This is a genomic window from Vibrio sp. 1F169 (genome assembly GCF_041439605.1).
Taxonomy (GTDB): domain Bacteria; phylum Pseudomonadota; class Gammaproteobacteria; order Enterobacterales; family Vibrionaceae; genus Vibrio; species Vibrio tasmaniensis_A.
Genome location: NZ_JBGOOI010000036.1, coordinates 1 through 25,057, shown reverse-complemented (window position 1 = coordinate 25,057; position 25,057 = coordinate 1). Strand labels below are relative to the sequence as shown.

The window sequence follows — 25,057 nt, the reverse complement described above, 5'->3', positions numbered from 1 at the left end:
GCAACATTAGTAGGCATTTAGTGGTAGACCTATCGAGACGCCGCCTATTTTCTAGGCGCAAAGTAGATTCAAGCCAGATTCGATTGCCTTGGATTAAAAGTCTAGAAAGCTTCGCAGATGATTGTACACGTTGTGGTAAATGCATCGAAAGTTGCGAGACACACATCATCATTGTCGGCGACGGTGGTTTTCCTACTGTCGACTTCTCAAAAGACGAATGTACATTCTGTTATCAATGTGCAGACGTTTGTCCAGAGCCAATTTTTAAACCCAAGGAAGAAACGCCTTGGCTGGCAAAAGCAACTATCTCTGATAAGTGCTTGGCCCAACAAAATGTTGAATGCCGAAGCTGTGGTGACATGTGTGAACCTATGGCGATTCAATTTCAACTTAGAGCAGGCAGTGTTGCTCTACCAAAAATCGAGTTAGATGAGTGTAGCGGTTGTGGAGCCTGCGTAGCAGTTTGCCCTACTTCGGCTATTCTTGTGAGTAATGCATAAAACAAAAATAACGAGAGCAATTTATGGCACTAAATGAAGTGCATATATCAAGTTTAGTCGTGCATGTGAGCCCAGAGCATCTAGACGAGATCAAAGCACAAATCGAGCAATACGATAATGCGGAAATCTACGGCAGTAGCCCTGAAGGCAAAATCATCGTGGTCCTAGAAACCGAGAACCAAGGTTTTGTTACGGACACCATCGAAGAAATTAATAATATTACGAACGTTTTAGGGACAGCTTTGGTTTATCACCAAATCGAGACTGGACTAGACGAAACGGATTTAGAAACTGGAAGCAACAATTCTCAACTTGAGGGTGAAGTATGAAAATGACAAGACGCGCGTTTGTGAAAGCAAACGCAGCTGCATCAGCGGCAGCCGTTGCAGGTGTAACTCTACCAGCAACAGCAACCAACCTGATTGCTAGCTCTGATCAAACAAAAATCACGTGGGATAAAGCGCCTTGTCGTTTTTGTGGTACGGGCTGTTCGGTACTAGTTGGTACTCAAAACGGTAAAGTGGTCGCGACTCAAGGCGACCCAGAAGCACCGGTAAACAAAGGCCTTAACTGTATTAAAGGCTACTTCCTTTCAAAAATCATGTACGGTAAAGACCGTCTTGAACAGCCTCTTCTTCGTATGAAAGATGGTGAGTTCCACAAAGATGGTGATTTTGCACCAGTATCTTGGGACAAAGCTTTCGACGTAATGGCTGAGAAATGGAAAGCCGCTCTGAAGAAGAACGGTCCAACAGGCGTTGGTATGTTCGGTTCAGGCCAGTGGACAGTAATGGAAGGCTACGCAGCGGTTAAGCTGATGAAAGCGGGCTTCCGTTCAAACAACATCGATCCAAATGCTCGTCACTGTATGGCATCTGCGGTAGGTGCATTCATGCGTACTTTCGGTATCGATGAGCCAATGGGTTGTTACGATGACTTTGAACACGCAGATGCATTCGTACTGTGGGGTTCAAACATGGCAGAAATGCACCCAGTACTATGGACTCGTATTACAGACCGTCGTCTAAGCCACCCACACGTTAAAGTAAACGTACTGTCTACTTACTACCACCGTTCTTTCGAGCTTGCAGACACAGGTTACATCTTCGAACCTCAATCAGATCTTGCGATTGCTAACTTCATTGCTAACTACATCATTCAAAACGATGCGGTGAACTGGGAATTCGTGAACAAACACACGAACTTCAAGCAAGCAACAACAGACATCGGTTACGGCCTTCGTGACAATGACCCACTACAGAAAGCCGCTGCGAACCCTAACTCAGGTAAAATGACTGATATCAGCTTCGAAGACTACAAAGCTTCTGTTGCTGAATACACCGTTGAAAAAGCATCTGAAATGTCAGGTGTATCTCAAGATGACCTTATCAAGCTGGCTAAGCAATACGCAGATCCAAACATCAAAGTAATGTCACTTTGGACTATGGGTATGAACCAACATACTCGTGGTGTATGGATGAACAGCCTTGTGTACAACATCCACCTTCTTACAGGTAAGATTTCTACTCCAGGTAACAGCCCATTCTCACTTACTGGCCAACCATCTGCATGTGGTACAGCTCGTGAAGTAGGTACGTTCTCTCACCGTCTACCGGCAGATATGGTGGTTGCTAACCCTAAACACCGTAAGATTGCAGAAGACATCTGGAAGCTTCCAGAAGGCACTATCCCACCTAAACCGGGTAAACACGCTGTTGCGCAAGACCGTGCGTTAAAAGATGGTACGATCAACGCGTACTGGGTAATGTGTAACAACAACATGCAAGCTGGTCCAAACATCAACACTGAACGTCTACCAGGTTACCGTAACCCAGACAACTTCATTGTATGTTCTGACCCGTACCCAACAGCAACAGCGCAAGCTTCTGACCTTATCCTTCCAACAGCAATGTGGATTGAAAAAGAAGGTGCTTACGGTAACGCTGAGCGTCGTACACAAGCATGGTACCAACAAGTTAAAACCGTAGGTGAAGCAAAGTCTGACCTATGGCAAATCATGGAGTTCTCTAAACGCTTCACTGTTGAAGAAGTTTGGGGCGAAGAGCTTCTAGCTAAAGCACCTGAGTATCGTGGTAAAACGATGTACGACGTGCTGTACAAAAACGGCAACGTTGATGCATTCCCACTGTCTGAAGCACAAGAGCTTAACGACGATGCTCAAGCTCAAGGTTTCTACGTTCAAAAAGGTCTATTCGAAGAATACGCAGCCTTTGGTCGCGATCACGGTCACGATTTAGCACCTTACGACACTTACCACAAAGTCCGTGGCCTACGTTGGCCTGTTGTTGACGGTAAAGAAACACTGTGGCGCTTTAAAGAAGGTTCAGATCCATACGCTAAGAAAGGTTCTGGTTGGGATTTCTACGGTAAACCAGATGGTAAAGCTCTTATCATCAATGCTCCTTACGAAGCACCACCAGAAGTGCCAAGCGACGAATACGACATGTGGCTATGTACAGGTCGTGTTCTTGAGCACTGGCACACAGGTACTATGACTCGTCGTGTACCAGAACTTTACAAAGCAGTACCGGATGCACTTTGTTACATCCACCCTGCTGACGCTAAAGCTCGTGGCCTTCGCCGTGGTGATGAAGTTCTTATCGAAAACAAACGTGGTGAAGTACGCGTTCGTGTTGAAACTCGTGGTCGTAACCGTCCACCACAAGGCTTGGTATTCGTACCATTCTTTGATGCAAGAATTCTGATCAACAAGTTGATCTTGGATGCAACGGATCCTCTGTCTAAGCAGACGGATTACAAGAAGTGTCCAGTTAAGATCACCAAGGTTTCTTAAGAGCCAAGCGCTTTTCGAACCTAGATACAAGATCTAACGTATTTAATATTGCGACTACTTTTTTCGTTACTTTTTGAAAGAAGTAGTCCACTCAAAGAATTAGCCTTTAGGCGGAGAAATTAACCATGAAAAAACTGATTACTGCCCTACTATCAGCTGGTCTTTTGCTAGCTGGTGCAGTTCAAGCTCAAGCTGAGCTGGATAACCCAGGCGGCATTGGTGGCGTAGAATCTCTACGTGGTGCAAGTGAACTTGAAGCAACTCGCGCAGCAGATGACTTCAAAAAGTTTCCTCGTGACCAAGTACTTGAGAGTGACTACGTATACCAACCACCTTTAGTACCTCATACTATTCGTAGCTATGAAGTGTCTCTTAACGCTAACAAGTGTCTTGCTTGTCATAGCTGGAAAAACGCAAAAGAAATGGGTGCAACTAAAGTGAGTGTAACTCACTACATGAACCGCGAAGATGCGGTACTTGCTGATGTTTCACCTCGTCGTTACTTCTGTCTACAGTGTCACGTACCTCAAGCTAATGCTAAACCGCTAGTTGAGAACGAGTTCAAACCTGTAGATTCACTGCGTTAATCGTAGCCGGACTGTAAGAGAGGCTATATATGATAAAATTACTTAAAGCGTTTTGGAAAAGACTCGCGACACCAAGTAAAGCAGCGGTAGGCGTTGTTTTGTTCTTGGGTTTCTCGGGTGGTCTTTTGTTCTGGGGTGCATTCAACACGGGTATGGAAGCAACCAATACGGAAGAGTTCTGTTCTGGTTGTCACGCACCTATCGTTGCTGAAATCCAAGAAACAATTCACTACTCTAACCGTTCTGGTGTTCGTGCTATCTGTTCAGACTGTCACGTACCTCATGAGTGGACAGATAAAATTGTTCGTAAGGTTCAGGCTTCTAAAGAGCTATACGCACACTTTATTGCGAAAACCATCAATACTGAAGAAAAGTTCAAAGCACGTCGTGCTCACTTAGCAGAACGCGAATGGGCTCGATTGAAAAAGAATGATTCACTTGAGTGTCGTAACTGTCACCAGTTCGATTACATGGACTTCTCAGAGCAGAGCCCTCGTAGTGCGAAACAACACTCGACAGCGCTAGCTTCTGGTGAAAAAACGTGTGTAGACTGTCACAAAGGTATCGCACACAAACTACCAGACATGCACGGCGTTGAAGGCTGGCAATAAGGAGCGATTGAATGAGTACTTTAGAGAACGTAATTTGGCACATCCTAGGTTACAGCGCTATGCCAGTTATCATTCTTGGTGGCTTTGCAGGTGTTGCAGCCGTATCTCTTTGGCTTTTATCTATGACTAAAGACAAAGAAATCGATTAGAAATCGAAGAGTACGTCAACTTTTATCAGCTAATTTTAATCCATTCTGATATGGGTTGACTCTAAAAAGCCACTGATTTCAGTGGCTTTTTTAATATCTAACGTTTTATCTTTTTATTAATAGGTGGCAACCTCCCTACCTCACCTCTTAAGTCACATCCACAATACAAAGTACCTTTCTACAGAGCCCTTTAGATAGACACTTCGATTAGAAAAGAACGCTTATTACTACACCACTGCCACTTAACCGTTGTAAACAATATCGCTAAGATCGAAGCATAACTCTGTGACATTTCGGCCTTTTGTTTTTAATTTCATGTGTTTTGCTATTGATTTCACGTGTTTCACGATTAATTTCAGGTGTTTTGAGTAAATAAATCAACAATTTGACTAGATTCGTCGCGAAATTGGATTAGAATCACACTGTTTTTGACAACACTTAATTGAATTTAATGCAGTTCGACCTTAAAGACTCAGTAAAAATTTCCATAAACACATTGGTTGTGGGAATGTTTGTTACATCAATTCAGAAAAGTGAGCGTGTTTATTTATCTAACGCTGGACGCGTGTCTTCAAAAAAAGGAATTGATACATTAGTTAATAAAGGCATTAAGTATGTCTGGGTTGACAAGAAACTCTCTGCTAAAGGTTGTGAGTTTCATCCCGTGCCTGAGGATGAAACGGCAGATAGGCCACAACAGAGTAATAAAACGTCTCCAAGTAAATTAGCGTCTCGAGAAATAAGGCAAAAGAATGCAGAGCGAATTATTAAAGAAGCGCGCGGCCTTGCTCAGAAAATTATTACTGCAACATTTGATTCTCATACGTTTGTTGCGGATGAATTGGATGGTTGGGCGGATGAGCTCATAGAATCAGCACTGATCAATTCAGATGCCTTGCAATGTGTTTCTGCATTACGTAAGAAAGATGCCTATTTGCTTGAACATTCCGTTAATGTAGCCACACTTTTGGTCACTTTTGGCAAGCATTTGGGTTTTGGCAAAGACCGATTAAAGCCATTGGCTATTGGTGGAATTATTCATGATGTCGGTAAAGTGCATATCGATGATAATGTTTTGCACAAGCCTTCTCGTTTAACCGAGGAGGAATTCGCTCACATCAAGCAACACCAAGTATTTGCTAAACCTATCATCAAAAAAATCGAAGGCTTAAGTCAAATTAGCCGTGATGTATGTTTAATGCACCATGAAAAATTAGATGGTACAGGTTACCCGAATGGACTGAGTGGCGAGCAAATTCCGCAGCACGGGCGAATGGCTTGTATCGTCGATATCTATGACGCATTGACGGCTGACCGTTGCTACAAACGTGGAATGAGCCCAGCGGAAGCGTTTAAAATCATGTTAGGTATGACACCTAATCACTTAGACCGGCAATTGGTGTACAAATTTATTAATTGCATTGGTATTTTCCCTATTGGGGCCATCGTTGAGCTGAGCAATGGCCATCTTGGAATTGTATGGTCATCGAATGATGATGCTCCTGTTGAGCCTGTCGTTAAGTGCTTCTATTCACGAAAGAATAAACGTTTCATTGACGTCAAGTATGTGGATTTAAAACACAGCTGGCATACGATTGTAAAAGCAATTTCTCCTACGAAGGCTGAAATTGATGTCACCCCTTTCTTTTAATAGAGCCTGCTATTCGAGGGGTATGAGGTCAGCACATTCCATGTATGGCCTGATTAGATAAAACGGACAAGTCTAGAAAGCCACTGATTTCAGTGGCTTTTATTTTTTCAGAAGTTCTTTCATAAACCCTTTACTAGCCCATATCCATATCCATATCCATATCCAATTTTAATCAATAACCAAACACTCATTTCACCTCCAATTTACTCGCTGTTAGGTATATCTATAGATAAATACCTTAGAGTAAGACAGCATGAACACACACCGCCCCCTATCCGCATTATTACTACTGGGTAGTCTGACCTATCTCACGGGTTGCGCTTCTCTATCACCAACGCCGCAAGCCAGTTTGAACAATACAACCCAGATTCCCGAGCAATGGGAAAGCTCTCAACGATACGTAAACACTACGATGTCAACACAATTGCTCTCGCTGTTCAACAATCAAGCTCTCGCCGATCTGGTTCAAGAAGCCCTCACCAATAACCACGACCTACATAAAACTGCACTTCGCTTGAAGCAAGCTGAACTATTAGCGGCTCAAAGTGATCAATACCTTCAACCTTCTTTAAATACAGACTTTCAAGCCTCTAGACAAAAAACAAGTCAGATTCAGAACAGTCACAAACTGTCTTTGAATTTAAGTTGGGAGTTTGATGTTTGGGGACGCTTAGCTGACACAGCAAGCGCAGCTAACGCGAAACAACAGTCAACACAACTTGATTATGTTTACGCACAAAACTCTCTCGCGGCTCGCGTAATAGAGACGTGGCTTGATGTTGCTTACAGAGCAAGAGTGATAGGGGTTGAGCAACGCTGGCTACAAAGCCTTTCAAACACTGAGAATATTGTACTAGAACAAGTGCTCGATGGGTTTAAAGAACAAGCAGACCTCGACACCGCTCGCGCTGCGACATCCAGAGTAAGAGCGAGTTTAGCGGCTAAAGAACAAGATCAACTTATCGCAATCAGAGGACTTAATACCTTGCGAGGTAAGAGCGACACCAAGCTTAACCAAATGATTTTCACGATCCCAGAAGTTGAAGCTCCGCCATTACGTCTTCCCGGAGAAATGATTGGATCACGTCCTGACCTCCTTGCCGCTTATCAGCAAGTGCTCGCCGCCGACAAAAGCGCGGCAGTTGCTTACAAAGATCTACTGCCTAAATTCACGCTGTCTGCCTCTGTTTATCGTAGCGGCTCAACACCAAACCAGCTTATCGACAATCCTTCCCTGTGGAATCTCGTTGGGGGGATCAGCGCACCTCTTCTTGACCAATCATCACTACAAACCCAAGCCAAAATAGCTCAGCTTCAAGCAGAAGAGAGCTTTGTTGATTACCAAAAGAAACTATTGGTTGCCATCAATGAGGTAGGAAATGCACTAGACAAAGAGTTCTACCTCAAACAACAAGAACAGCATTATCGAGATGCTTTTACATTCTCCAAGGCTAGTATGAAAAACTATCAAAACCTTTACCAGGAAGGAGCCAGTGACGTTTTGGCACTACTTATCGCCCAACAATCTATTTACCAATCTAAAATCCAGTTGCTTAATACTCAGCGTACTCGGCTCTCAAACAGAATTACCTTAGGGTTAGCATTAGGAATGGGGGTTTAAAATGAAACAGATACTTGTTACGGCTTTGGGCTTGCTCAGTATCATTGCCACCGCGATGTACATCATGAAGTCAATCCCCGAAGAAACAACGTTAGCGCTGGAAGCTCAGCCTCGACAATATATCAAAGTCACCACAGTCGACATTGCTGCCGGGCAACACCGCTCTACCATTGAAGGTTACGGGCAGGTAATTCCAGAAGAAACTTTAACGCTCACGAGCCAGGTTTCAGGAGTGATTCTTTCAAAAGCAAAAAAATTTCAACTAGGTGAACAAATCTCTAAAGGTAATCTGCTATTTCACATTGACGATTCCAGTTACCAAGTACTACTGGCTAACGCAGAAAAAGAGCTAGCTAACGCACACCTTTCATTTTTCCAAGAACAACGCAAACATCAACGTGCTCAAAAAGAATGGAAAACTTCAGGTATAGAAGAGGCACCGAGCCCCCTCGCTTTGCGAGAGCCTCAGTTTAAAGCAGCAAAGGCACGATTAAACGCCGCACAACAAGCAGTTGAAGATGCTAAACAACAACTAAATAACACGAATATCCATGCTCCTTATGATGCCATTGTCAGCCAAAGCAACGTCACCACAGGCAGTGTTGTTGCATCCGGAACCTCGTTGGGACAGATCAAATCCATAGAAACTGCTGAAGTACATCTTCAGCTCACAGAACGCGACTGGCAACAGCTCCCCTCCGATTTGAGTGCACTGTCGGTGACAATTCAGTCAGCATCTGATTTAGATTCAGGGCAACAATGGGCAGCACGGGCGAGTCACCTTTCACTGCTCGTGGAACAATCAACACGTATGCGTAACCTCATATTAAAAATAGACTCCCCTCTTCAACAGCCAGATCCTTTGCTGATCGGGAGCTTTGTTAGAGTTGTCATTCAAGGTAAGAGCCACTCAGATAGTTTTGTAGTTTCATCCTCTTCCATTACTGCAGACGGCAATATTTGGTACGTCAAAGAAGGTCAACTTCATCGTCACAAGACTCAATCACTGTTTCAAGATATCGATGCGATTGGTTTTGAACAGGGCAACCTAAATCAACACATCACTTTGGTTGTAAAGCCGTTGTCCAGCTACGTGGAGGGAATGCAAGTATTAGCACTTTCGGATAGCTCTCACGCAGACGACACGGAAAAACTCGCATTAAATCGGAGCCTCCCGACTCCTGCCTCTGGGGACAAATCACTTAAAGAGGTGAATGATGGACAATAACCTAAAAACTCATGGCGTTATCGCATGGTTTGTTCACAATCCTGTTGCTGCAAATCTTTTAATGGTTTTGATCATAGTCGCGGGTGGTTTTTCGGTTATCCAATCACGGGTAGAAAGCTTCCCCTCACTCCCCCCAACCAATATTACGGTAAGTGTCGAATATCAAAGTGGCTCAGCCCGCTCGGCTGAAGAAAGCATTGCGATAAAAATCGAAGATTCATTGTTAGGTGTAGAAGGCATCAAACAAATACACAGCAGTTCAAATAGTGACGGTGCAACGGTAACCATCACTAAGTTGAGTGGCTATTCACTCGACAAACTGCAACAAGATGTAAAAAGTGTGGTTGATGCTATTGGCGATTTACCTAGTGAAGCAAAAAAACCAGTGATCACGCGTCAAGCCGACCTTGAAGAGGTAGTTTCAATTAACCTGTTTGGTGACGTGCCTATCGGTGCATTACAGCGTTATTTAGACGAGTTACGACACAAGCTCCTAGACTCTCCTTTGATACAAAAGGTTGATTACATTGGCCGAAAATCTCAGCAGGTCTCGATTGAAATTGACGAGGCCAAATTGCAAGCTTTCAGTCTTACGATGGAGCAAATCGTCAGCCAAATTAGAGCAGAATCATTAACCCAAACGGCCGGCCAGCTCAAAGGTTCTCAAGGGACGTTAGTTCTTAAAGCGGACCAGCAACACCGAAGCGCGAAAGAGTTCGCTTCGCTGCCAATTAAACGCACAGCAACAGGGCAAACCATACTCTTGTCCGACGTGGCACATATTGAATTAGGATTTGACGACGACGGCATCATTACTCGTTATAACGGCCATCCATCAGTAGGATTAAAGGTGAAAATGTATGGTCAATCAAACATCAACCAGCTAGCCCAAGAGACCAAATCCATCGTTGATGCTTACCAATTGACTCTGCCGAACGGTATCCACCTGACCCAATGGAATGATCAAAGTGAGCCGATTAAAAACCGTTTATCTTTGCTACTTAAGAACAGTGCTCAAGGTATCGCTCTCGTTGTTATTTTACTGGCTCTGCTCTTAAACATACGTGTGGCTTTCTGGGTTGCCGTTGGCCTACCTGTTACGTTTGCCGGTGCAATGGTCCTTATGGGAGATTCTTTCTTTGGACTCACCCTTAATGAATTAACCACCTTTGGCTTCATCATGGCCCTCGGAATTGTTGTTGATGATGCAGTCGTCATTGGTGAAAGTATTTACGAACAAAGAGAGAAACACGGAGCTTCCGTTGAGTCGACCATCGCTGGCACGCAAAAAGTTGCAACACCAACCACATTTGGTGTGTTGACGACCATCGTCGCTTTTATGTCTCTCAGCTTAATCGAAGGGGAACTCGGTAAAATCTTTGCGCAATTTGCCATGGCTGCAACTTTCTGTCTGATTTTCTCACTCATTGAGTCCAAATTAATTCTCCCAGCTCACCTTGCCCGAGTCAAAATGGAACCGACTTCAGCATGGGGTATTCCTGCTGTATGGCACTATATTCAACAGCGTGTTCTACGTGGTTTCAAATACATCACTTGGCATCTCTACAAACCCTGTTTACAACTGGCTATACGCTACCGTTATGCTGTAATTTGTGGCTTTTTTTCCCTGTGTATTCTAGTTGGCGGCTCGCTAATAACCGGCAAACTTAAGTCGGTATTTTTCCCAGAGATTTCTACTAACTTCATCACGATCGAGCTCGCATTCGAAGATGATACTGGCTACGGATTAGTACAACGTGAAACACTTAAAGTTGAACAAATGGCGGCATCATTGAATGATTCGTTGGTGAAGCAATATGCGCTGTCTGTACCACCAATCCAAAGTGTATTGGTAGAAACCACCAATAACAGTTCGCAAATCATTGTTGGCCTTTCGAGCAACACTCAACGCCCAATCAGCGCGGGTGCTATCGCTAAAGAATGGCAATCTATGGTCCCAACACTTGAAGGCATAGACAGCGCCAATTTCTTAGCCGATATGATCAGCGATAAAGCCATAAGCATAGAATTAAGAAGTCAAAATGAAGCAACGATCAGCAACGCAACTCGTGAATTGACTGATCATCTCAATAATGTACAAGGTGTGCATGGCATAAAAAGTAGCCTCGCGAATACACAAGCCCAAATTGATATTAAAGTTAACGAAATGGGGTTAACGATGGGGCTTACTACATCGAATCTCTTACAACAACTCAACATGGCCTATCAAGGTTATGAAGTGCAGCAATTTCAAAAAGGTTCGCATGAAATAAAGGTCAAAATTCAGTATCCACGGGCAAAAAGACAAACACTGGATAATCTCAAATACGCACAAATTCGCTTGAGCAATGGTAAGTTAGTACCACTCAATGCGGTAGCCAATATATCGACTCGATATGTGTCCAAAAACATTGAACGAATGAATCGTAACAGAGTCAATGTGATAACAGCTGATGTTGATAAAACGATCGCTTCTCCAGAAGAGATCATTAATAAGCTAGATAGCGACCTGTTTAAAAGATTACAGAATAAATATCGTGACCTAAACATTGTCCTTTCTGGACAGCAACAAGAGCAGGAACAAATATCTAATTCACTGTATAGCGTGTTTGCTATCGCTCTTATCGGCATCTACGCATTGCTTGCAATACCACTCAACTCATATTTCCAGCCACTGCTGATCATGTGCACAATTCCATTTGGTATTGTGGGCGCCTTGATGGGACACTTAATCCAAGGGATACCCATCAGTATACTTTCTCTGTTTGGAATGCTTGCATTAACCGGGGTCGTCGTGAATGATAGCCTCTTACTGATCTCACGCTTTAATACCAAGATAATGAGTGGTGATACCATGTACGAGGCGTTAATTGAATCAGGAACAGGACGCTTAAGGGCTATTGTGCTGACTTCTGCAACCACGTATTTTGGCTTAGTGCCCTTACTGTCAGAGACCTCTCCTCAAGCTCAGTTTTTAATACCAGCAGCTACGTCAATGGGGTATGGAATCTTATTCGCAACGGTAATAACACTTCTTTTGGTACCCGTATTGCTAATGGTTCAACAAGATATCAAGCGGCTGTATCACAACATAATTACCCAAAGATCCGCTTCTTTAACTGGGGTTAAGAAAAATGAAATCTAACTTATCTATCAACGTGTTATTAGTTGAAGATGACAAGGAGCTCGCCGCTTCTGTTGCAGAGTTTCTCGAATTTGAAAACATCAAATGCGATCATGCTTACAACGGGTTAAGCGGTTTTACACTCGCAAAACAAAACTACTATGACGTTATTCTTCTTGACCTAATGTTACCTAAAATAGATGGTTTTACTGTCTGTGAAAGACTTCGAGACGACGGTGACGATACGCCTATTTTGATGCTGACAGCAAAAGATACGCTGCAAGACAAAGAAGCTGGCTTCAATGCTGGCACTGATGACTACTTAATCAAGCCATTTGCAATGAAAGAGCTCGCCTTACGTATCAAGGCGCTCTCTAAGCGAAGAAGTAGCCAACAAAAAAGGTTAGTACAAGGTGACTTAGTCTATGACCTAGAAAGCCAGCAAGTATCAAGATCAGAGCAAGTCTTGGACTTAAATCGACTCAACCTAATGCTTTTAGAACTCCTCATGCGCCGAAGTCCGCAAGTGGTTACTCGTAGAGAAATAGAGGAGTGTTTGTGGCCAAATGACGCACCAGAAAGTAACAACATAAAAGTACAGGTTTATCAACTGAGACAAAAAATCGATAAGCCTTTTGAATCTAAGTTGATTGAAACCGTCGTTGGCCAAGGTCTGAGGATAAAAGAGTAACCATGAGCATGAAAAAGAGCTTCCCAATACGGGGTCACCTTACTACCTTTTTCTTGGGCTTGTCACTTCTGACAGCCTTACTATTCGGAGAACTTTTAATCCGTCACTTTGAATATGGAATAGAAGATTCAGTAAAAATGCGACTCGCCAGTGAATGGTTGAGCTTTAACGAAGTACGCCTTATAAATCCAGAAGCCAAACTACCTAAATCTTACGTAGTGTCATTTTATTATGACCAATTGCCTAACATAAAGGTCGATGGTAAAGACGTACTTCGGGATGTGACATTTGTTAATGATGAGTTCACTGTCGTCTTCGTTGATGAAACGGTGACCAACGACATCAAGAAAGAGGCTGTCTTTGGTGTCTACCGTTTTGCTCTCGAAGACGGACGATTGGTATTCGGAGTCGCTCGGTACGACTACCGCCTAATTGGTGACACAATAGATGTGTGGTTCGATCATCGCTTCAACCTTATTATCTATATTGCTCTTGGCTATATATTTTTTATTGTATTAGCGCTTTGGCTCTACAGTTACCGAGTAGGAAAAAAAACCGAACAACTCGTCGAATGGTCAGAAAGCGCGTCCAACGACCTATTGGCGAACCCCGCTCCCAACTTTAAATTCAGTGAATACAATCGAGTTGCGCTTTATCTAGAAAAGGCACTCAGTAAGAATGCGCATTTGGTAGAAAGAGAACAACGTTTTCTATCTCATGCTAGTCACGAATTGAGAACGCCTATTGCAATCATACGAGCAAATATGGAGATCTTAGAGCGCATCTCCCTGCCCTCAGATTTACAGCGCCCGATCAATCGTATCGACCGCGCGAGCAGCAACATGCAGCAAATTACCGAAACCATGCTCTGGCTAGTCCGAAAGAGTGAAACGCCACCGAATCAGAGCTTAGTTTCGGTAGTCGCTTTATTAGATAATTTGATAGAAGAGTTGGAGTATTTAATTCAAGGTGAAGAGATCGACATCATCCGCAATTACCTTCATGCCCCAACAGTGGAACTTCCAGAGACTCCAATCAAAATTGTCGTTGGTAACCTCATTCGTAACGCTTTCCAATACACACATAGCGGCACTATCCATATCTATTTCGAAGAAAACAGCATAGTCATCAAGAATATAAACACACAGGAACTTGATCTGCCATTTCAAGATAGCTTTGGCCTTGGGCAGGATTTAACCGAGAAAATATGTAAGAAGCTAGGATGGCATCTTGAAGCAGAGGAAATAGAGGGAGGCTTGTTGGCTCGGCTTCATTTGCCGGTCGAAGAAAAATCAAATACCAATGCTTAACTTCGTTTAAGTTGAATGACCAAGCTTCATGGCGATCCGACCGGACATTTTTGGTCGCCATTGACTGAATTTAAGCTTCATCACTCATATTCAGTTGCAGCCTCTAGCCGAAAAAGTAAACAGTAAAAAGGGCTAACAAATATGCTAGCCCTCTACTCATCGTGATTAAGTAGTCAATTACTTAAAAGTGATAGCTAACACCAACACTCATCAAATATCCGCTGGTATCATAGAATGCGATATTGGAATTGTTACTAGAATAACCCGCTAATGCGTTGAATCCCCAGTCTTGCCAACCCATAACGTCCATATATTCATAGCCAAGCGTTGCGCTATATCCATTGTCTTCACGTGTTTTCTTGAATACTGGATTGGATGCATCATATGAGCGGTGGCTGTAATCTGCATTGACCGAGAATGCATGATCATCCACCATCATTATGTAGGTCAACGAGACAGAGTAATAAGAGAAAGAAACTGCTTCACCGTCTGCAAGATGTTTTTGATAAGACAACGATGGTTCGATAAAAGAGCTCCCACTAACAGGCATCTCCATAGATAGGCTTGCATAATAGCCTTTAGCGTCACGTTGGAGTACACCTGTTGGCACTCCTAGGTGAACGCCCGATTTGTCATTTTTAATGTCTTGCTTGTAGACAGCGAAATCACCCGATAAACCAATATCTAATAAGTTGTCGAGTTGTACACGAAAGGTATCACCAGAGATATCGGTTTTAGTCCTCGCAGTATTGGCTATGAACGGGTCTTCCCATACTTCACCATTTGCGATTGTTGGAAGGTAAGAGAACGATACAACCGATTCATTGCCATATTCCAGTGCGTAGCCAAATTCAAAAGCAAAAACACCTTCAATGATATCGCCACGCGAGGTCCCCATAAAGACCTGCTGGTCGCTATCTGAACCAAACGTGTAGCGCAACTGTCCCAGTGGTACAACAAGCGCACTCGAATCCGATTCTCCCTTGCTGTTCAAGCTGCCTTTTTTTACAGCCTCTGAGTCATCGGTTTCACTACCAAAGCCGACCAATACTCCAACTTCGCCTCCCCAGCCTGGTTCATCAAGTTCAGCCAATACATTTGCACTAAACAAAACCCCTAGAGTCATTAACATGCGGTAATTCATCGCTACTTCTCCTTATGAAAGTAGCGAATAGTTTGCCAACTCGAAGGTAAATTTAGGGTGAATAGAGATATTTCATAGTGGGAGCATACTGAAGGCATATGCAACAACTCTAGACGGCCGTTTTTTTTACGACGATTTGTATTGTTACACCTCAAGTGGTATTCGGCGTTTGGGTATTGAGGCGCTTGATAAGTGCACCTCTGATATAAGTGGCTAATACCCTAGTAGAAATAGGTATCAACCACTCACGTTAAACAAGCTAAGCGTCGCTTTTCGGAGCCTGTACATCAACGACTTCTTTATCGACGATAGGAAGTACCTGTTTTACATAGTTACCCGGAGCCTTGCCAATCACAGGGTGTAGCTCGGAACCTTGATTGAAAGGTTCGATTTTCTCGTCAGCTTCAAAGCCTTGTAACCATTGATCCCAATGTGTCCACCATGAGCCTTCGTTGTGACTTGCGTTGTTTAGCCATTCGTCAGCAGAGTCGTCTAGGTTGTCGTTCAACCAGTAGCCGTATTTCTTTTTCTCTGGATGGTTAACAATGCCTGCGATATGACCAGACTCGCCCAGAACAAACGTCTTGTTGCCACCAGTGTTCAATGCACCACGGTAAGTCCCCTGCCACAACGCGATATGGTCTTCTTTGGTCGAGATGAAGTAGCTTGGTATCTTAATTTTATTCAAATCAATCCATACGCCGCCCACTTTCACGCCTTTGTCTTGAACCAGTTTGTTTTCAAGATAAAGCTCTCGCAGCAAGAAGTTATGGCATTTAGCCGCCACGTTAGTGCTATCACTGTTCCAGTACAGAAGATCAAACTCCATCGGGCTACTGCCTTTGAGGTAGTTATCAATATAGTAGTTCCAGTATAAGCTGTTCTCTCGAAGCAAACTGAACGTCACGCTCAACGAACGACCATCCATATAGCCCTTGCCATCGTTCTGCTTCTCAATAGCATTGATGATTGTCTCATTGATGTACGCGCCCACCTCACCCGGCTGCGAGAAATCCAACAAGGTGGTAAAAAAGGTCGCTGTTTTGATGCGCTTTTTCATGCGCTTCGCAGCGTAGTAAGCCACCGTAGACGCGAGTACCGTGCCGCCAATACAATAACCTGCCGCATTGATTTGTTCTTTGCCTGTGATGTTTTCAATCGCAGCAACGGCTTTAACCACGCCTTCCGTGACATAGTCACCAAACTCAGTGTCCTTCTGCGCTTCACCTGGGTTGCGCCAAGACATCATGAATACGCTATGTCCTTGCTCAAGTAACCAGCGCACCATTGAGTTCTTCTCACGAAGGTCAAGAATGTAGTACTTGTTGATGAATGGCGGGACGATCAGCAGAGGCGTCGCATTGACCTGCGGCGTCTTGGGGTAATATTGAATCAGTTCAAACAACTCGTTTTGAAAGACAACATCACCTTCGGTGTTAGCAACATCCACACCTAATCGAAAAGCATTGTTGTTGGTCATGCGGATCTTGAGTATATCGGCGCTTGCTTCAACGTCTGCTTGTAACTGCTCTAACCCATCGAGAAGGTTTTCACCATTTCGCTCAAGCGTCAGTTTCATCAACTCTGGATTCGTTGCAATAAAGTTGCTTGGAGAGAGAGCATTGATTGCCTGACGAGAAAAGAACGCCACACGCTCTTTGGTTTTCTCGTCGATGCCTTCGATAGAATTGATGGTGTCGATGTAGCTTTTACTGAATAACAAATAGGATTGCTTGATGAAGCTATAGAAAGGGTCGTTCTTCCATGCATTATCGATAAAGCGCTTATCACTGCGCTCTTCTGAGATGATACTTTCAGTGTTGCCCATCAGTGCTGCGTTTTGCCAGATTTGCAGTTGCTGTTCCCACCATTGAGATTGCAGCTGAAGCAGGACGGCGGGTTGGTTGGCGGCTTGCTCGAAGATTTTTGATGCATCATCAAAATTCAATTCTTGCATCGCTTGATTTAGGGGAGATTGCGCGGCTTCCTTGTTTTGTTCAAAATTATCCCACCATTGCTGGTTTGTTTGTTGAAGTTTAACAAGGTAGTCCGAAAAGAAGTGTTGAAACATAACATGACTCCAATAATCGGAAAATCGCCACCGAATGTCACAGTAAAACTGCCTCATTCGATGGCGATTAAATTTATGCAGGTGTGACTGTTTTCAAGTTTTCAGTTGTTAGTGTTTCAACATCGTCTTTGAACTCTTTGGCAGCCGCTTGCAATTTTGTACTGTCACTCATCATTTGCTGAGACAGTTGAGTTAATGCCGTGAGTTGTTGACTATTGAAAGCGGTCAGGCTGTTTACGTCTTTGATTTCGCTTACTGCCTTCATTTGAGAAAGACCCATATCCGTATAAGTCTGCATCGCATTCATTTGCAGTTCTGTCATCGTTTGAATGTTCTTAGCAACCAACTTGTTGAACTTTAAGTACGGTTCAAATTGCTTTTCTGTTTGGTCAGTAATTGTTTTGAAAATATCCGTGTACATAAGTAACTCCTGATGAATACATAGTTTAATAAATTTGTATAATCATCGTTTCAGCCAACATTCATCTATGAGCTCGCGATGCTTTGAAAAGCTGATCCGATGTTTAAGCTTGCTACCGATACCTTAGGCTCTAACCTTCAATACCTTTTAGCAAAACAGCGGTTCCCATTCCTCCACCCACGCAGAGTGAAGCAACGCCATAAGTCGTTTTCTGTTCAAGCATTTCATGGATGAGTGAAACAATAATTCGATTGCCAGACGCACCTAGAGGGTGACCAAGCGCGATTGCACCACCATTCACATTGACCTTTGGCTTGAACGCATCAAGCGGTAAATCATGCTGCTCTGACAATTGGTACATTACGCCAAGAGCTTGTGCTGCAAACGCTTCATTCAATTCAAACAAATCTATTTCTTCGAGGGTGAGATTCGCTTTATCAAGCGCTTTAGATACCGCTTCTACTGGGCCTAACCCCATAATTTTGGGATCTAAACCAGATTGCGCGTAGCTGCTCAGCTCTACCAGTGGTGTCAGGCCGTATTTCACGACCGCCGATTCAGACGCTAAGATGATTGCACTTGCGCCATCATTGATGCCCGAAGCGTTACCTGCCGTAACAGACCCTTCACGGTCAAAGGCTGGGCGAAGCTTTTGCAGAGCTTCGAATGTCGCGTCTGACTTCGGATACTCATCGGTATCAAAAATGACGGTTTGTCTGCGCTGCTTAACTTCTACAGGCACGATTTGCTCGTTAAACTTACCCGCTTCAATCGCTGCGACGGCTTTCTGTTGGCTTTCTAGGGCATAGTTATCTTGAGCTAGGCGCGAAATATTTAACGTGTTGGCGATATTTTCAGCCGTCATGCCCATGTGGTAGTGATTAAACGCATCGGTTAAGCCATCACCAACCAATAAGTCTTTCATTGAGATATCACCCATTTTGTGACCATTACGAACACTCGCGGGCACCACAAACGGAATTTGGGACATCACTTCAACGCCAGCAGCAATAACCACTTCAGCATCTTGTGCTTTGATGTGCGCCGCTGCGTCCATCACTGATTTCATACCGCTGCCGCAAATCATGTTCACGCCGTATGCTGGCGTTTCCTCAGGAAGCCCCGCATAAATGGAAGCCTGACGAGCAACCCCCATGCCTTGACCTGTCGAAACCACATTGCCGACGATCACTTCATCAATCGCATCTAACGAAAGATCGACAGACTCAAGTGCGCCTTTGATCGCAACGCCAGCTAACTCACCCGCAGATACGTTTTTTAGCGACCCAGTAAATGCACCAATAGGAGTGCGCTTGGCCGCAACAATAAATACTTTTTCCATCATTCCAATCCCTTCAGTTTCGCCAATTAGTGCATGTACAAGCCGCCATTCACTGACAATGTTTCGCCTGTAATGTACGCCCCAGACTCACTCGCTAAAAAGCCCACTGCATCGGCAATTTCAACAGGCGTCGCTAACCGTTTCATTGGAATTTGATTCTTTATAGAATCAAGGACTTCAGGTTTCATTTGTTCAACCATAGGCGTGCCTGTGTAGCCAGGGGCAACAACATTTACCGTCACACCACTCCTAGCGCCTTCAGCGGCAAGCGCTTTTGAAAAACCAATCATCCCGGCTTTCGCTGCTGAGTAGTTAGTTTGTCCGAATTGACCTTTAAGACCATTCACTGAAGAGATATTAATGACGCGGCAATTGCCCTTTTCACACATAGGCGCAAACAGTGGTTGAGTAACATTGAAAAGGCTGTTTAAGTTCGTTTCAATCACGTCTTTCCATGCTTCGGCATCCATCTTCTTAAAAACACTGTCACGCGTTATACCCGCATTGTTGACCAACACATCCACCGTGCCTTCTTCTTCTAACAACTTGCTTAAGCTCAGCGCACATTCCGCAGTATTGGTAACATCTAATTCAAACAATCTCACTTGATCTTCGGTGAATTGTTTTTCGTTAAACCAATCCAAGGCACATTGGTAATTCCCAGTAAAATAAGTCGCGATAACACGATAGCCGTCTGCAACTAACTTAGAGGAAATTGCTGAGCCGATACCGCCTTTTGACCCTGTAATTAAAGCAAGTTTTTTCATTAATGATTCCATCCCTTACAAGCAATTAAATAACAATGATGTTAATAAGATAATGTCTTAGTTGATAATTAAACTTTACGTTTTGCTTTAATTAAACCCTACAACTCAAAATCAAAAAGTATTATTACAAATCGAAAATAATTTGGGAGTATGATTAAAAACGTGACTTGCCTTACAGTTTTAGTGAAATATTACACACATGTAAATTATCGTAAGGCGCTGAAATAAATAAGCTTTACTTAATTTCAACTTTATCAACAAGCAGGTAAGCCTTTGTTAATTAGAGATAAACCAACACTTCCTAGCTTGTTTCAAGAAGAATGCAATGTGGGAATTTGAAATGATTGATCATGAGAATAATAGGAAAGATCTTATTACCCATTAGTAAATATTTAATGATGGTTATATATAAGATTCAACATGAATTACAGGGTAAATAGAAAAATCCAGCATTATAGATAGAATAAAAAAGCCCACTCAATCTATGAGTAGGCTTTAGTTAATATCTTGGGGAAATAGAGTAATTAAAAGTCAGTGACGAATACCCATATTAAATAGGAATCGGCTCATACTTCGTGAATGTTTCATTAGTATTTACATCTAGATAAATTTTGTTTTCAAGAGACAACCCACCACAATAAATAAAATAAACGGCTCGGTTGCTGTATTTAACTGATTTAACCCAACCGCCTAACTCTTCAAAATCACTTGGGTCGCACTCCCCTTCAGAGATAAGCTTAGCTACCGTGTTGCGGAACTTCTCTTGATGGAGCTTCAGATCATCGGATTTAGCCAAGTATGAATCTAATATCTCTCTGTTTTCTTGCTCAGAGATAATCACTTCATCACTAGATAGTCCAGACATTGAAATCCATTCCGCCGTCTGTGGCCCGCCTTCCTTTAAAACAATATAGTCAGAGATACGCGCCCATTCACCTTGCTTCTCTAGTAGTTCGACCTTTTCGCCCTTATAAAGATAGTCGGTTATCAAACCATCAATTTCGGGCTGCTCGACTACTTTAAGTTTTCTATCTAAAACGTAGAACTCAGTCTGTTCTGGCTCAGGCTGAGGAGTAGTGAGGGATGTAAGGTCATATTCAGATTGCGCCGCGACTTCAACAGCCGGCGCTTCCTTTTTCTCTGGCGGAGTGGGGTCTTTTTTCATGACGAAGAAGTAGTATGCAGCCCCCCCTCCGCCCAATATTAATAACACAAGTAAAGCGATCAGCGCTTTTTTCATCAAATCCACCAGCTCTTCCGTTTTAGGTATGTTTCAAGTGTACATCAACTCATGTTGCTGCTCATCTATACTCTTAATAGAGAGCGAGTTAAGTAGAGGTAAATCATGAATTTTTTGGTGAAGGTTGTCATTATAAGTGTACCTCTGAGTGCCGATATCGCGTTAGCAGACCATTGTGACCGTGAAAACTGGCAAACACTGTTAGATCGCCAGCTATCATTTGAAGAACGCTATAATCAATACACTAAAGAATTTAACCAAGTTCTCTCGACCTATGAATCACAAACGTTGCTATCTAAACATTTCAACGAAAAGCAGATCATTGGGCTTTGGGCAAAGTACGAACAAAGATTTAATGTGCAGCTCAATAGTCATATGAATACCGCTTATGATGTCTCTGAGGTTCTATTAAAACAGGCGTATATTGTGTCTACAGAACTAGATGGAGCGGAGTCTCTAACGCATTCGTGGCAAACCATAGCTAAACACTGCGCTAAAGCAAGACTACCCCGTCAAACAGAAAGTGCACAGGTACACGTACAAAGCTCACAATCACTCTCGCAAGATCTTCATACACTCAGTAAAAAATTTCGTCAGCTCTCTTCAAAATACCGTAAAGAAGCGACGATGATTGACGAAGCTCGCCACACAAACCAACCAATAAACGATGTACAAAACTAAAATGATTACTCACTTGCTCAACTTGATTATCCCAATAATCATAGTTCGAACAAATCAACACATTCAGAAAGATAATCAATCAAAGATTTATCAATAAGTTGTAAAACTAATGTGGTAACTATCAACAATGACGTTCAATTTCCGACCAATGCAAGCGACTATGTGAGATATTCATCACAAAATAGATTTACAAACGCCAGAAAATTGTTATCATGATTATTCATATAACTTAATAACAAGAAATATTTTGGCTAGGTAATATGCAAAAAACTATGGCTTTCAACTGCTTGAGTAACACGGAAGGGACTGCAGAGATAAGAGGTAAACTTTTATCTGTCGCTAAACACATGGAAGAGTTCGGTTCAGTAAGTGAGCTAGAGCTATGTAAGATATTTGGAGAGACGATTTGGAATGACGGTGTGGATTATCATTCACATGCTTTTTCATTCAGAATCAACGCTCAAACCGGGGATTGTTCAATCTCTAACTTTAAGTATCACTAAGTTTTGCACCTATCATATACGGAGTACCTTTCACGAGGTGCTCCGCTTTTTATTGTAGCGTATCCGCATTCGTCAGATAGCCGTTAATAGCGACCGTACTTCCTATTCGTCATAAAATCATTTCTTTTTCAGCTCATGTCATCGGGCAGCGTGTCACCTACCTACGGCTTAGTCGGTATAAACTGTTAGTTCGTATAGACAGTTTGTTCGTATAATCCGTTAGCTCGCATAAACAGTCAGTCCGTATAAACAGGAAGTGGCGCATTGCCTTTCACTTGCCTAATCGCAAGATGGGTATGTATGTCTTTTACGTTGGAGAGTCGCTGTAACTTTCTGGTAAATGCTTCATAAGCCATAAGGTTTGGGCTGACAACTTCTAAAAGATAGTCATAAGCTCCGGATACAACGTGACAGCTAATGACCTCTTCCATCTCGACAACCGCACTTTCAAATTTATCGATCGACACTTCTTGGTGGTTGTTCAAGCTCACTTCAACAAACACGCTCATTGCGATGCCGACCTGTTCCCGTGACAGGCTCACACGGTAACCATCAATAATTCCTTTTTCTTCCAGTCTTTTGATGCGCCTCGCGCACGGTGAAGCCGATAAGCCAACTTCATCAGCTAACTCAGCGGTGGTTAGCCTGCCGTCTTTCTGAAGCAACTCAAGAAGATGTCTATCAATCCTATCCATAGCAAATACCAATTGTTGGTTAAATTCGTTAACAATTGGCAAGATATTAGCAGAAATCATCAACTACAACTCAAGTTAGAACAAAACTTGCCAACCTATGGCACACCAAGTACCCCATAATTAATCATCATTCACTTTCCTTGTTTATTATGAAGCTTGGCTATTTATCTATTACTGTCACTCTGCTCATCTGGGCGAGCTTTTTCCTTTCTCTTAAAGGCGGCGCAAATTCAGATTTAACACCTGCAGACATCGCACTGACTCGATTCCTCATACCAGCATTGGCGCTATTACCTTTGGTGTGGAAAGCACGTAGCACGATCGCTGCTGTCCCGAATCGATACTTGGCCGGTATGTTTGTGGGGTGCGGGTTACCTTATTTACTCGTTGCAGGAACAGCCATGCAGTTCGTTCCGGTATCACACGGGAGTGCTTTAGTTCCGGGAACGCTTCCTCTATTTGTAACAGGGATCGCGGTACTCTTTTTTAAGCAGCCGCTTAGCCGACACCGTGTCGTTGGTTTAGGTCTGGTTTCGCTTGGGATATTGTTGTTTCTGGGAAGTAGCTTAAGCAGCTTCAACTTTGAATATACCAAAGGTCACGTGTTGTTTTTGTTTGGCAGCTTGATGTGGGCGACGTTTACCATTTCAGCACGCGTTGCCAATCTTAATGCGCTCGTCAGTGCGGGGTTTATTTCATTCTGTTCCACCTTGCTGTTGCTGATCCTTATCTTTACAGGAACCCTCCCTAGCCATTTAATGGAAACACCAATTGCTCAATGGCCAATTGCAGAGCTTGCCGTGCATTCTGCGGTGCAAGGCGTAGGTGCAGGCTTAATAGCAGCATTCACTTATCTATATGCTGTTAATACACTAGGAGCAGAACGCTCAGCCGCTTTTGGCAGTGCAACACCTGCCGTTGCAACCTTGTTGGCGATCCCACTGTTCAACGAAATTCCGGATACGATGACTTGGTTAGCGCTTGGTTCGATTTGCATCGGCAGCCTGGTCGCGAGCAACATTTTCATGAGAAACGACCAGTCTATGCAATATCAACCGCCAAGCCATAGCAAAGCCTGATACTGCGTTCAAACCTAAATACAGTTTCCCTAAACATCAATTTTAGGGCTTGTAGTATATAGATAAGCCTACAAACGTAGGCTTATCTAAAATCTGCTTTTTCTGAACTCGCTTCTCCATTAAACTGTCTGACCTTTTTGCAGATCCAAGAGAACACCATGCAACGCGATTACACTTTAACTTGCTTAAACAACATGCCTCGTGAAGAACTAGAAGAATTTAGTTTAAGAATGATTCATCGCCTTGTCCCTGAAGATGCAATGACGGAACTGTTTACGTTCGAACAGGAAGAAGTGACCAATGAAGAGCGTATGCAATCAGCGAAGTTTGATGCGATGTTGCGAATGACAGCAATCGCGCTGAGTGAAGTGAATCTTGCGTTTAGTGAGTCGGATAACTCACAGCAAAACATCGAGCGCATGACTCGACTGTTGCTTTGGCACTTCTATGCAATGTCGTTCAACCTTGAGCAAGCGATCAGCCTTGAAACTCACTGTGACAAAGTCGAGAAGATTTTGTCGAAAGCACCGACAGAAGCATTTGGTTGGGTTAAAGAGCTCACAGAGTTGCTGCACTTCTATGCAAAAGTGAACGAAGAAAACGACGCTAAGTAAAGAGCACTAAGTCACGGGACGAATTGAAAAAGCGCATATTTCCAATTCTGCTTCAAACACTCCAACTAGTTGCTCGCTCCCCCTTGGACAAGTCGTACAGGTTCTAAATCGAAGAAACCTACAACACTCGAAACCCGAGGTCTGGTGTTGAGCTGACCTGTCTCGTCCTAAAATACGTTGACAGTTTTTCTACTAAGCCAACAGCGTCAGCTG

23 protein-coding genes are annotated in these 25,057 nt (G+C 43.3%); 16 read left to right on the top strand and 7 right to left on the bottom strand.

What is annotated here, in order from left to right; genetic code table 11:
- Positions 1-20 precede the first annotated feature (20 nt).
- The 12 genes from napF to ACED53_RS14310 all read left to right on the top strand — a co-directional run bounded on the left by napF (position 21) and on the right by ACED53_RS14310 (position 14,287).
- Positions 21-500 carry a ferredoxin-type protein NapF gene (napF, locus tag ACED53_RS14365; protein ID WP_017101835.1) on the top strand — a complete coding sequence of 160 codons (480 nt, stop codon included), beginning with the start codon at positions 21-23 and terminating at the stop codon, positions 498-500.
- Between the two features lie 23 nt (positions 501-523).
- Positions 524-829 carry a chaperone NapD gene (locus tag ACED53_RS14360; protein ID WP_009845453.1) on the top strand — a complete coding sequence of 102 codons (306 nt, stop codon included), beginning with the start codon at positions 524-526 and terminating at the stop codon, positions 827-829.
- Complete coding sequence (gene napA / locus ACED53_RS14355; protein WP_009845454.1) at positions 826-3,315, top strand: periplasmic nitrate reductase subunit alpha; 2,490 nt, start codon at positions 826-828, stop codon at positions 3,313-3,315. The genes ACED53_RS14360 and napA overlap by 4 nt, the downstream gene beginning before the upstream one ends.
- Positions 3,316-3,440: 125 nt before the next feature.
- Positions 3,441-3,902 carry a nitrate reductase cytochrome c-type subunit gene (locus ACED53_RS14350; RefSeq protein WP_009845455.1) on the top strand — a complete coding sequence of 154 codons (462 nt, stop codon included), beginning with the start codon at positions 3,441-3,443 and terminating at the stop codon, positions 3,900-3,902.
- Between the two features lie 29 nt (positions 3,903-3,931).
- Positions 3,932-4,513 (top strand): NapC/NirT family cytochrome c, encoded by a 582-nt coding sequence (locus ACED53_RS14345; protein WP_009845456.1) that lies wholly within the window; start codon positions 3,932-3,934, stop codon positions 4,511-4,513.
- Positions 4,514-4,524: 11 nt separating this feature from the next.
- Positions 4,525-4,662: a TIGR02808 family protein gene (locus ACED53_RS14340; protein ID WP_009845457.1), complete on the top strand. Its 138-nt coding sequence runs from the start codon at positions 4,525-4,527 to the stop codon at positions 4,660-4,662.
- 451 nt (positions 4,663-5,113) lie between these two features.
- The gene (locus ACED53_RS14335; protein ID WP_029225594.1) at positions 5,114-6,313 is read left to right on the top strand and encodes an HD-GYP domain-containing protein; all 1,200 of its coding nucleotides are present in this window, start codon (positions 5,114-5,116) and stop codon (positions 6,311-6,313) included.
- 412 nt (positions 6,314-6,725) lie between these two features.
- The gene (locus ACED53_RS14330) at positions 6,726-7,934 is read left to right on the top strand and encodes a TolC family protein (RefSeq protein ID WP_017101833.1); all 1,209 of its coding nucleotides are present in this window, start codon (positions 6,726-6,728) and stop codon (positions 7,932-7,934) included.
- Between the two features lies 1 nt (position 7,935).
- Positions 7,936-9,162, top strand: coding sequence for an efflux RND transporter periplasmic adaptor subunit (locus tag ACED53_RS14325; protein ID WP_017101832.1), 1,227 nt, complete (start codon positions 7,936-7,938; stop codon positions 9,160-9,162).
- Positions 9,152-12,307, top strand: a complete 3,156-nt coding sequence (locus tag ACED53_RS14320) for an efflux RND transporter permease subunit (RefSeq protein WP_102580018.1) — start codon at positions 9,152-9,154, stop codon at positions 12,305-12,307. The genes ACED53_RS14325 and ACED53_RS14320 overlap by 11 nt, the downstream gene beginning before the upstream one ends.
- On the top strand, positions 12,297-12,977 hold the full coding sequence (locus tag ACED53_RS14315; protein WP_017101830.1) for a response regulator transcription factor: 681 nt from the start codon (positions 12,297-12,299) through the stop codon (positions 12,975-12,977). The genes ACED53_RS14320 and ACED53_RS14315 overlap by 11 nt, the downstream gene beginning before the upstream one ends.
- Positions 12,978-12,979: 2 nt before the next feature.
- Positions 12,980-14,287: a HAMP domain-containing sensor histidine kinase gene (locus ACED53_RS14310; RefSeq protein ID WP_017101829.1), complete on the top strand. Its 1,308-nt coding sequence runs from the start codon at positions 12,980-12,982 to the stop codon at positions 14,285-14,287.
- Positions 14,288-14,468: 181 nt separating this feature from the next.
- Here the strand turns inward: ACED53_RS14310 and ACED53_RS14305 are convergent, their stop codons facing one another.
- From ACED53_RS14305 to ACED53_RS14280, 6 genes are all read right to left on the bottom strand, one after another.
- A complete protein-coding gene (locus ACED53_RS14305; protein WP_102580019.1) occupies positions 14,469-15,431 on the bottom strand; it encodes a DUF2860 domain-containing protein in 963 nt (320 codons plus the stop codon).
- Positions 15,432-15,690: 259 nt separating this feature from the next.
- Positions 15,691-17,502, bottom strand: coding sequence for a class I poly(R)-hydroxyalkanoic acid synthase (gene phaC / locus ACED53_RS14300; RefSeq protein ID WP_017101827.1), 1,812 nt, complete (start codon positions 17,500-17,502; stop codon positions 15,691-15,693).
- Positions 17,503-17,575: 73 nt separating this feature from the next.
- Positions 17,576-17,923: a phasin family protein gene (locus ACED53_RS14295; protein ID WP_012600514.1), complete on the bottom strand. Its 348-nt coding sequence runs from the start codon at positions 17,921-17,923 to the stop codon at positions 17,576-17,578.
- Between the two features lie 130 nt (positions 17,924-18,053).
- Positions 18,054-19,265 (bottom strand): acetyl-CoA C-acetyltransferase, encoded by a 1,212-nt coding sequence (locus ACED53_RS14290; RefSeq protein WP_102580020.1) that lies wholly within the window; start codon positions 19,263-19,265, stop codon positions 18,054-18,056.
- A 26-nt stretch (positions 19,266-19,291) separates the two neighbouring features.
- Positions 19,292-20,032 carry an SDR family oxidoreductase gene (locus ACED53_RS14285; RefSeq protein ID WP_012600512.1) on the bottom strand — a complete coding sequence of 247 codons (741 nt, stop codon included), beginning with the start codon at positions 20,030-20,032 and terminating at the stop codon, positions 19,292-19,294.
- Between the two features lie 550 nt (positions 20,033-20,582).
- On the bottom strand, positions 20,583-21,281 hold the full coding sequence (locus ACED53_RS14280) for an SH3 domain-containing protein (RefSeq protein ID WP_017101825.1): 699 nt from the start codon (positions 21,279-21,281) through the stop codon (positions 20,583-20,585).
- Positions 21,282-21,377: 96 nt separating this feature from the next.
- Here ACED53_RS14280 and ACED53_RS14275 point away from each other — a divergent pair, with 96 nt between their 5' ends.
- Complete coding sequence (locus ACED53_RS14275) at positions 21,378-21,953, top strand: hypothetical protein (RefSeq protein WP_017101824.1); 576 nt, start codon at positions 21,378-21,380, stop codon at positions 21,951-21,953.
- A 260-nt stretch (positions 21,954-22,213) separates the two neighbouring features.
- Entirely contained in the window at positions 22,214-22,456 is a 243-nt protein-coding gene (locus ACED53_RS14270; protein ID WP_009845471.1) for a hypothetical protein, read from the top strand.
- Between the two features lie 236 nt (positions 22,457-22,692).
- Here ACED53_RS14270 and ACED53_RS14265 read toward each other — a convergent pair whose 3' ends face one another.
- Positions 22,693-23,151 carry an Lrp/AsnC family transcriptional regulator gene (locus tag ACED53_RS14265; RefSeq protein ID WP_009845472.1) on the bottom strand — a complete coding sequence of 153 codons (459 nt, stop codon included), beginning with the start codon at positions 23,149-23,151 and terminating at the stop codon, positions 22,693-22,695.
- A 149-nt stretch (positions 23,152-23,300) separates the two neighbouring features.
- Here ACED53_RS14265 and ACED53_RS14260 point away from each other — a divergent pair, with 149 nt between their 5' ends.
- Both ACED53_RS14260 and ACED53_RS14255 read left to right on the top strand, forming a co-directional pair.
- On the top strand, positions 23,301-24,230 hold the full coding sequence (locus ACED53_RS14260) for a DMT family transporter (RefSeq protein ID WP_029222912.1): 930 nt from the start codon (positions 23,301-23,303) through the stop codon (positions 24,228-24,230).
- A 158-nt stretch (positions 24,231-24,388) separates the two neighbouring features.
- Entirely contained in the window at positions 24,389-24,844 is a 456-nt protein-coding gene (locus ACED53_RS14255; RefSeq protein ID WP_029222913.1) for a hypothetical protein, read from the top strand.
- Positions 24,845-25,057 lie beyond the last annotated feature (213 nt).